8 protein-coding genes, 2 tRNA genes and 1 pseudogene are annotated in these 8060 nt (G+C 64.0%); 5 read left to right on the top strand and 6 right to left on the bottom strand.

What is annotated here, in order from left to right; all coding sequences use genetic code 11:
• Nucleotides 1–209: 209 nt before the first annotated feature.
• Both NZM16_RS06335 and NZM16_RS06330 read right to left on the bottom strand, forming a co-directional pair.
• Nucleotides 210–1217: a GNAT family N-acetyltransferase gene (locus NZM16_RS06335; RefSeq protein WP_295479371.1), complete on the bottom strand. Its 1008-nt coding sequence runs from the start codon at nt 1215–1217 to the stop codon at nt 210–212.
• 6 nt (nt 1218–1223) lie between these two features.
• The gene (locus tag NZM16_RS06330; protein ID WP_295479368.1) at nt 1224–2156 is read right to left on the bottom strand and encodes a GNAT family N-acetyltransferase; all 933 of its coding nucleotides are present in this window, start codon (nt 2154–2156) and stop codon (nt 1224–1226) included.
• Between the two features lie 383 nt (nt 2157–2539).
• On the opposite strand from NZM16_RS06330, the gene NZM16_RS06325 reads away from it, so the two are divergent.
• The 3 genes from NZM16_RS06325 to NZM16_RS06315 all read left to right on the top strand — a co-directional run bounded on the left by NZM16_RS06325 (nt 2540) and on the right by NZM16_RS06315 (nt 4724).
• Nucleotides 2540–2800 carry a hypothetical protein gene (locus NZM16_RS06325; protein ID WP_295447887.1) on the top strand — a complete coding sequence of 87 codons (261 nt, stop codon included), beginning with the start codon at nt 2540–2542 and terminating at the stop codon, nt 2798–2800.
• A gap of 323 nt (nt 2801–3123) precedes the next feature.
• Nucleotides 3124–3840, top strand: a complete 717-nt coding sequence (locus NZM16_RS06320; protein WP_295447890.1) for a hypothetical protein — start codon at nt 3124–3126, stop codon at nt 3838–3840.
• 206 nt (nt 3841–4046) lie between these two features.
• Entirely contained in the window at nt 4047–4724 is a 678-nt protein-coding gene (locus NZM16_RS06315) for a lytic transglycosylase domain-containing protein (RefSeq protein ID WP_295447893.1), read from the top strand.
• A gap of 144 nt (nt 4725–4868) precedes the next feature.
• On the opposite strand, the gene NZM16_RS06310 is transcribed toward NZM16_RS06315, so the two are convergent.
• From NZM16_RS06310 to NZM16_RS06300, 3 genes are all read right to left on the bottom strand, one after another.
• Nucleotides 4869–4960 (bottom strand) — tRNA-Ser (locus tag NZM16_RS06310).
• Entirely contained in the window at nt 4922–5050 is a 129-nt protein-coding gene (locus tag NZM16_RS06305) for a hypothetical protein (protein WP_295479366.1), read from the bottom strand. Before NZM16_RS06305 ends, NZM16_RS06310 begins: the two co-directional genes overlap by 39 nt.
• A 161-nt stretch (nt 5051–5211) precedes the next feature.
• Nucleotides 5212–5302 (bottom strand) — tRNA-Ser (locus tag NZM16_RS06300).
• 357 nt (nt 5303–5659) lie between these two features.
• Here NZM16_RS06300 and NZM16_RS06295 point away from each other — a divergent pair.
• Nucleotides 5660–6370, top strand: a complete 711-nt coding sequence (locus NZM16_RS06295; protein WP_295447895.1) for a rhomboid family intramembrane serine protease — start codon at nt 5660–5662, stop codon at nt 6368–6370.
• 183 nt (nt 6371–6553) lie between these two features.
• Nucleotides 6554–7252: a response regulator transcription factor gene (locus tag NZM16_RS06290; RefSeq protein WP_295479363.1), complete on the top strand. Its 699-nt coding sequence runs from the start codon at nt 6554–6556 to the stop codon at nt 7250–7252.
• A 23-nt stretch (nt 7253–7275) separates the two neighbouring features.
• Here the strand turns inward: NZM16_RS06290 and NZM16_RS06285 are convergent.
• Nucleotides 7276–8060, bottom strand: a pseudogene (locus NZM16_RS06285) (hypothetical protein); the annotation flags it as partial.

Genomic DNA, 8060 nt, shown 5'->3' with positions numbered 1-8060 from the left:
GTGGTTTTGGGGCCCTTTGGTTTGGTTTTTGTGTTTGGGGGGGGGGGGGGGGGGGGTCTGCCCCCCCCCCCCACCCACCCCGAAATCCCCAAGGTTTGCACCAGGCGACCGTCTTCGGCGGTTGGCATCCCTTTATCCATTATCCATATCCATCCCCGGACCCTTGAGCCCAGCGGGAGGGATTGCCCCGGCCTCGCGGAGGGAAATATTCACTCCGGTCGGGAGATGAGGATCCGATAAAGGGGCACCTCCCGGGCACCGAAACGGAACTTATACGGCTCGTCCCCGCGCAGGAAATCGAATACCGGCTTCCCCTGTTCGATCGCTTGGCGGATCAGATAGGCGAGCAGAACGATGCCCGGGCTCAGACCGGCGAAACGGGGATTGAAGCCGGCGTTATACAGCCAGATCCGATCCCGGTAATCGAAATCCAGATACGTCGCCGCTTTCTCCCCCTCGATCTCCATAAACGAAAGCCGCGCCCATCCTTCCCGAAGGCCATGACGGATCGCCTGACGGAGGAAGGCGCGCACGCCCTCGCTCAGGAAATCCGCCTTCTCCGGGCTGCTAACGGCCATCAGATCCAGGAAGGCCTCGATCGCCTCCTCCGCATCCGGCCCGTCCTCTCGAAGAATATACCAGCGGACGCTTTCCAGCGCCTCGACCCGGCGCATCTTGCGCCGCAGCTCATGACGGTCCTTCCCATCCAGCATCTGAAGATAGGCCTCCCACGTCGCGGGGAGCGACAACACCGGGCACACCGTTAAGCGCTCTGCCCGGGCCACCAGGCCGTAAGCAGGCGCAACGGCCGACCATGCTCCATATATCGGGGAATCCTCCCGGATGTTCCATAAGATCAGAAGATCCCACTCCGGCGCGGCGGGGCTGATGAGCCAGGCCAGGAGCGCATGGGCGAGCTCCTCCTCCCGGCCGGATTCCACCGGCAGGTCCAGATAATCCGTGACCTCCTCGCTGAAGGTCTCCAGAACCCTACGGCCATCCCGAGCGATCCGGCGCAGCGGGGCGATGCCGATCAACCGTCCCCCCTCTTCAAACGTCAGCACGTGCAGCTCCCCCTCCCCGAGGTGCTCCCACCAGGTCCGCAACCAGCCTGGACGCAGAAAGGGGGAATCCACCGATGACCGGCGCAGCAGATCGATCCAGGCCTCCGTGAGCTCCTCGAAGACCTCAGGGCCCTGAAACGAACAAAGTCGCATCCGCGATCACTCCGCATCCCGAAGGTCGACGAGATGCCGGGCGAAAACGCTCCATGGCTCCCTCCCGGTCAGATGAGCCCGGACCAGGGCGTAGAAACTGCGGGGGGGCTTCCCCGGCTCCTGCTCGCGGATAAAATCCACCACCAGGTAGCCGAGGGCGAAGGCCGTCTCGAAAAGCTCCCGCGTGTGGAACCGCCAGGCCCGGGCCAGGCCCGGATCCTGACGCTTGATGTCCTGGAAATGATGGGGGATCTCCACCAGCCAGAACTCCACATCGGGTGTCTGGAATGTCTCCGGAGGGATCGACAGGCCCCGGCCGTCGAAGCGGCAGGGGTTCACCAGAACAGCCCCCGCCTGTTCAAAGGAGGAACGGGAAAGGGCGAAATGGCCCTGGCTCAGGCGGGTCGCCACGCGCCGGCTGGCGATATACCAGTCCACCTGGAAGCGATCGGTGGGCAGCCCCCGGTTCAGGGCATCGTGGAGCTCCCCATAAGCGTTCCGGATATAGGTATTGCACACCGCCCCCAGCTTAGCGATGTTGAAATAGGCGTTGCGGCTCTCCAGTGGATCATACGTCCAGGTGATCAGCCGCAGGCCCTGATTCCGAACCGCCTCGCGCTGGGCCAGCTTGAGCCGATAACCGATCCCTTTATCCTGCCATTCCGGGAGCACGCCCAATTGATGGGAACAGTGCTTCAGTTTGACCGCCGCCGGGGCCTCCCGTCCCCGGCGCTCATCGGTTCCCAGGAAGCCGAATACGAACCCCACCAGCTCGCCGCCAGCAAAGGCTCCCAGGAGCACCCCCCCATTATGGGCGGCCGTGATGAGCACATGGGCGGGGACCACATCCAGATCATCCGAGCCCCAGATCCGGCGCTGGAGCTCCACGCACGCCTCGATCTCCTCAAGAGTATGTAAGGAGCGGATCTCCACCTCCATTCCTCTTCCCTCGATCTCGCCGGGTGCGCCCTTCCCAACTCTTATGATTGTAGCGCAAGTTGCGAAGAGGCCGCGAAGCGGCGAGGGCTTTGCCCAGTTGGGAACTGGAGCTCTGAGGAGAAGTAAGGGACAATCCACATTCCCTTTTAGTGCTTTGTCCATTTTTCATTTGGGGGTTTTCGGGGGCGGTACGGGGGGCCCAAAGCCCCCCGCACCGCCCCCCAAAGATTTCTTATCCCCCCGTCCCACGCCGCGAAGTAGAGAGCTGGTGGAGAGAGGCAAGAGCCCCTGACCGGACCTCCAGGGTCCCGGGGGATCCGATAAAGTGGACGCATGCGCGCATGCGAAGGACAATCAAAACACGCTGCGGAGGAAAAGTTCCGATGGAAAAAATGTGGCTGTTCTGTGATCGGGTTGAGTGTCAGGCCCATGAAGGCGCATGGGTGGGTCGGGCGCAGGCTGAGGAGTGGATCGTGGAGCTGGAAGGGCAGACCCTTCGCTTTGTGGAAAGTGGAACTTCTCCCATCTGCCCGCTCTGCGGTCATCCCCTGCTCTGGCCGGACGAGCGGGCGGAAGGGACCGCGCCCGCTTCCCTTGAAGAACAGGAGCGTCTGGGCCTCTGGCTGGCCGCGCTGCCGGAATAAATGTGAGGGTCCGGCGGGCTGCCTCCGGCGGCCCGCCGGACCCCATCCTCAGGGAGGGATCCATCGTTCGCGCAAGCAGCGTTGAACCCATCGTATGCGTTTCCAACCCATCGTGATTTCCTCATCCGAGAGAGCCAGAACCGCCCCCGAAAGGCCCTGAGCCCCGAAGATCCCGCTTCGTCCTCAGGAATTGCGGAAGCCCCCTTCCCGAGGCGGGCAGAGACCGCTTTTCAAAACGGGCCATCGGCCAGGGACTTGACGCCCCACCCATCCGGTGATATGATGAGGTTGCGGATTAGAACAAATGTTCTAAGGAGGTTCGGATGGCCTGGCACTGGTTCCAGATCGCTCAACCGGACGATCGGGCCCTCCGGTCGAGCCGTGAGGAGGAAGCCCCGGGATCGGTCGGGCTGTCTCCGGTGTCGAGGGCGGAGATCGGAGTGCCGTTGGTGGTCGGGCTGATGATGGCGGGCGGATGGCTGGCGCTGGAGTGGTTCAATTACTCGGCATCCCAATATGCGTTGACCACGCTCTTCGGCAACCTGACCGCCGATGGGATGACCTGGGGGATGTTGCTGGCGCTGGGGCTGTGGCTGGTGGATCTCTCGGGCCTGCTGTATCTCTCGATCCCCAACGAGCGGGAAAAGCCCGGCTTCTGGTATGTGCTGGTCGCCTGGCTCCTGGCTTCGGGAGCCAATGCCCTCCTCAAGTGGTGGGCGGTCACCCTGGCCTTGATGGCCTCGCCGCTGGCCCAGCCCGGCACGCCCCGCACGGCTCTGGTCAACACCCTGATGCCTTACATCCCGACCGCGACCGCCTTTCTGGTCTGGACGGGGCGGGTCCTCCTGGTGAGCACGATGATGGGGCTTCTCATGCCAGCGCTGCACCGGCTCGCCGATCGTCTCCACGCCTGGGCGGATGCCCGGATCGCGCAGACGCCGGAAGCGGCGGAGGAGACGCGGGGAACCGCCTCGGGGCCTCGCCTGATCACCCCGGAAGACCAGGAGGCGCTTCGTCGACAGCGGATCCATCCGCGTTGACCGGCCACGGGCAGCGTTCCATTTCGTGGGTGGGCGAGGCCATCGAAGGCGGCCTCGCCCACCCACGAAATCTCCCGGGTCTTCCCGCTCCTGCTCGTCCCGCTCAGCCGTTTCCTTCCCGGTGAAGCCGAACAGGTTCCGGGCTTGTCCCTCCTTTGAGATGCTCGCTGCTCGCGGTGATCTCCTTATACCCTGGAGGTGGATCGATGCTGGCGCTGGAAGCGCAACGCTGGGTCACGCGCGGCCTTCCGTTCGGCATCGCAGTGCTGGCGGCCCTCCTGCTGACGCCGCTGGCCGGGGTGGTGGCCGTGACCCTGAATCCGAACGAGGCCGTCACCTCCCTGGAACGGGCTGCCGCCCCGATCTCCGCTCCCTCCCGTCCGTCGGAGGTGGGCGCCCTGGCCCCTTTGTTCACCCCAGAAGTGCAGCGCTGGTCGGCGCAGATCCTGGCTTGGGCTCAGGCCTACGATCTGGACCCCAATCTGATCGCCACGGTGATGCAGATCGAATCCTGCGGGGATCCTCTGGCGCTCTCCTCCAGCGGGGCGATGGGGCTCTTTCAGGTGATGCCCTTTCATTTCGGGGCGCAGGAGGATCCATGGGATCCGGAGACCAATGCTCGAGCGGGGCTTTCCTATCTGGCGGAGGCGCTGCGCAAGGCGAACGGTGATGTGGCACAGGCTCTGGCCGGCTACAACGGGGGTCATACAGTCATCGGGCGCCCGGAACGCTGGGCGGCGGAGACCCGACGCTACGTTTACTGGGGGGTCGGCATCTACGAGGATGCCCGCCGGGGAGCCGCCCAGAGCGCCCGGCTTGAGGAGTGGCTGGAAGCTGGGGGGCGCAGTTTGTGTGAGCAGGCCGCACGGCGCGTCCTTCGCTGAGCGCTCGCCCCGTCACGCTGTTCCTTTCCTCGGGAAGTCTATTCTCTCCCCTCTCCATCCGCTCTTTAAGCTGTGGGGAGGGAGACGCGGCCCCGGCCGCTCATAAAAACGGGGCAGCGCGTCGCGCGCTGCCCCGCTCTCAGGCGGAGGGGGAGGGATTCGAACCCTCGAGGGGGGCTTTTCGCACCCCCCACCGCTTAGCAGGCGGTCCCGTTAGGCCACTCCGGCACCCCTCCATATCCACAGTAAGAGAACCAGACGATCCGGGCGGGCGGTCCCTCGGCCGCCCGGATCCCCCTTCCGCTTCCGTGATCCCCAGTGGCCATCTGAACGCCCCCTGCTGGGGACCCAAGGCTCCGCTCTTCCCTCTATCCTCCCCTCGACGTTGCTTCACGACATGGAGAGGAGGACCAGAAAAGCCAAAGAAACGGAGCAGGCCGCGAAGCTGCCCGCCCCGTTGCCCCAAGTTTGCGGACGAAACCCAAGGCGGAGGGAGGGGGATTTGAACCCCCGAGGAGGCGCTCAGGCCCCCTAGCGGTTTTCAAGACCGCCGCCTTCAGCCGCTCGGCCATCCCTCCACAGGCAATTATGCCTGGCTCCCCGTTGTCCGTCAAGCGGATCGATGGCCGGACCGGCCCCGCAGTCCAGCGGCAAGGCCTCTCTCCGCCATGCCACCTCCTCAAAAAGGCGAGAGAGGCTGGTCCCGCATCCACGGGGGGTAGCACGCTCTGTTGCAAACACCGGGATCGGAGTGACAAGGTGGACGGCGCCGCCCGCTCCGTCACCCCCATCTCCGGGTTTGCCAGCGAGCGAGGGAAAGGCCTCGATCACCGGGATTGCAACAAATCCGCACCGCGCATAACACGCCATCTCGATTCCGCGGTTTCTTCCAAAGAGGTATAATGGGTTTTGACCTTCTCGGCAGGGATTTCTGAATGATTCCAATTAGCGATAGCCCGCGAAGTCGGACCATTCCCTTTGTCAACTGGATGCTGATCCTGCTGAACGTCCTGATCTTCCTGTTCGAGCTCTCGCTGCCTCCGCGGGCGCTGGATCGATTTTTGTTTGCATGGGGAGCGGTGCCGGTTCGGGTCTGGGGGGCCTTGTTGGGACAGGAGGATCCGTTCTGGCTGATTACGCTGATCACCAGCCAGTTCCTGCACGGGGGATGGGCCCATATTCTGGGGAATATGCTCTACCTGTGGGTGTTCGGAGACAATGTGGAAGACCGCATGGGCCATCTGCGCTATCTGGTTTTCTATGTGCTGTGCGGGGTGCTCGCCGGTCTGATCCAGACCCTGGTCCTCTTCGGCTCGCGGGTCCCCCTGATTGGGGCCAGTGGGGCCATCGCAGGCGTGCTGGGCGCTTATCTGGTGCTTTTCCCCGGGGCTCGAGTGACCGTGCTATCCCCCTATTTCCTCTTCGGCCTGGGCTTCTTCGAAGTCCCGGCCGCCCTGTTGCTGGTGATGTGGTTCCTGCTCCAGTTCATCAACGGCATGGCGGCGATCACCACCGCCAGTCCCTCGGTGGGCGGCATCGGCTGGTGGGCGCATATCGGCGGGTTCGTGGCCGGCTGGCTGCTGGTCCGCCTCTTCGCCCGCCGCCGGCCTCGCCCGGTCTGGCCCTCGGACTGGTATGAGTGGTGAAACGCCGGTCCGTAATCGAAGCCATGTTATGCGCCGGTCTGAGGTTTTTAGGACTGGAGTTTTTAGGACTGGGCAGGGGCCTTTGACCCCGCCCAGCCCCGAAGATGATCCGCCGGGAGTTCAGCCGGTGGACCTGCAAGATCCATCGTTCCGAAAACTCTATGGTTGAGGCAGAGGGAACCGATGATGAATGGAAAAGCATTGATCCTGCTCATCGACGACGACGCGCTATTACGGGATCTGTTAACGCGGGCCCTGATCCAGAATGGCTATGAGGTGCTCGCAGTGGGCACAGGAAGTGAAGGGCTTTCCCTGTTCGACCTCCACAACCCGGATGTGGTGATCCTGGATGTGTTGCTTCCCGACATCGAAGGCTGGGAAGTCTGTCGGCGCATCCGACGGGTCTCCACCGTGCCCATCCTCTTCCTGACCGCCCTGGAGGAAATCCCCGACCGGGTGCGGGGGCTGGTCCTGGGCGGGGATGATTACATTGTCAAGCCCTTCGCGGTCGAGGAGTTGCTCGCGCGGGTGGAGGCGATCCTGCGACGGGTGCGCCGAGTCGTCCCCACTGCATCCTCCGTCCTGGAGGTGGGGGACGGAGCGCTGGTCATCGATCGGGAGCGCCGCCAGGTGCAGTTCCAGGGCCAGCTTCTGGACCTCTCCCCCATCGAATACGCCATCCTGGTCGCCCTGGCTGAGCGGGCCGGACGGGTGGTCTCCATCGATGAGCTGCTCACCGCCGTCTGGGGCGGACCCCAGGAAGGATCCCTTCAGGCCCTCCGCTGGTATATCTGGAACCTCCGCCAAAAGATGGAAGCCAACCCCAAGCGTCCGCGCTGGATCCAGACGGTGCGCCGGCAGGGCTACCGCCTGAATCCGTAAGGGGGCCGATCACGCGGGCGGGCTTATCGCCCGCCTGCGCGATCGGATTTCTCTCCCAGCAAGGGAAGCAGGATCGGATGGACGTCGCACCAGGGCTCCCCATCGCTGTATTCCAGAAGGCTCAGGTTGGCCAGGAACTCCCGGGTGCGCTCGTCGTTGACGAAGGCCCGCGTGCGGTGGTAGCGCAACAATTCCCCATAATCCTCCGGCCGAAGGGTTCCTCGGTAGTCGTTCTGCAACTGGATCACAGCGCTTCGCATCTCCGGGAGACCGATCCGATCCTGGCCGGCGGCAAGCCCATGCAGGATCGCCGACTGAAGGAGCTGGATCAGGGTTAGGGGGATCCCACCGCTCATCCGAACGGCCAGATCGATCGCCTCGGGATCGATGAGGTAGGGCTCCACCCGGCGCTCCACGATCTCTCGCATCACCCGATACCCTTCCGGCCGCAGCCGTCCCTGACGGTCATAGACCATCACGTTGGGGACGATGAACCGCTCGCTGAAATGGCTGCGGATCTGGAGGAACTCGCGGGCGTAACGCAGGGCGATGGGGAACGTGAACAGGATATGCGCGCGCAGCTCCGCCAGCAGGGCGGCATGGTTCAGGAAGAGGCCCATGGCCCGCTCGAAAGAGAGCTTATCCAGATCTTCCACGATCACCAGGACCGGCCGTCGGGCGTTCGAGCGGATCTCTTCGATCAGCCGGTTGGTGCGGGAGACCAGCTCGAAGAGCCGGAGCTCCGCCCGCTCCCGGACCATCCGCCGGGTGCTGCTCTCGGTCTTGACTCGTCCTTCCAGCTTGAGGG

The sequence above is a fragment of the Thermoflexus sp. genome (assembly GCF_025055495.1).
Classification (GTDB): Bacteria; Chloroflexota; Anaerolineae; order Thermoflexales; family Thermoflexaceae; genus Thermoflexus.
The sequence above is the reverse complement of the archived record's forward strand: the minus strand, read 5'-3'. Positions and strand labels throughout refer to the sequence as shown.

Excerpts from the sequence above, each read along its gene's own strand:
- NZM16_RS06335 (WP_295479371.1), bottom strand. The coding sequence starts at position 1,217 with ATGCGACTTTGTTCGTTTCAGGGCCCTGAGGTCTTCGAGGAGCTCACG.
- NZM16_RS06290 (WP_295479363.1), top strand. The coding sequence starts at position 6,554 with ATGATGAATGGAAAAGCATTGATCCTGCTCATCGACGACGACGCGCTA.
- NZM16_RS06325 (WP_295447887.1), top strand. The coding sequence starts at position 2,540 with ATGGAAAAAATGTGGCTGTTCTGTGATCGGGTTGAGTGTCAGGCCCAT.
- NZM16_RS06330 (WP_295479368.1), bottom strand. The coding sequence starts at position 2,156 with ATGGAGGTGGAGATCCGCTCCTTACATACTCTTGAGGAGATCGAGGCG.
- NZM16_RS06320 (WP_295447890.1), top strand. The coding sequence starts at position 3,124 with ATGGCCTGGCACTGGTTCCAGATCGCTCAACCGGACGATCGGGCCCTC.
- NZM16_RS06295 (WP_295447895.1), top strand. The coding sequence starts at position 5,660 with ATGATTCCAATTAGCGATAGCCCGCGAAGTCGGACCATTCCCTTTGTC.
- NZM16_RS06305 (WP_295479366.1), bottom strand. The coding sequence starts at position 5,050 with ATGGCCACTGGGGATCACGGAAGCGGAAGGGGGATCCGGGCGGCCGAG.
- NZM16_RS06315 (WP_295447893.1), top strand. The coding sequence starts at position 4,047 with ATGCTGGCGCTGGAAGCGCAACGCTGGGTCACGCGCGGCCTTCCGTTC.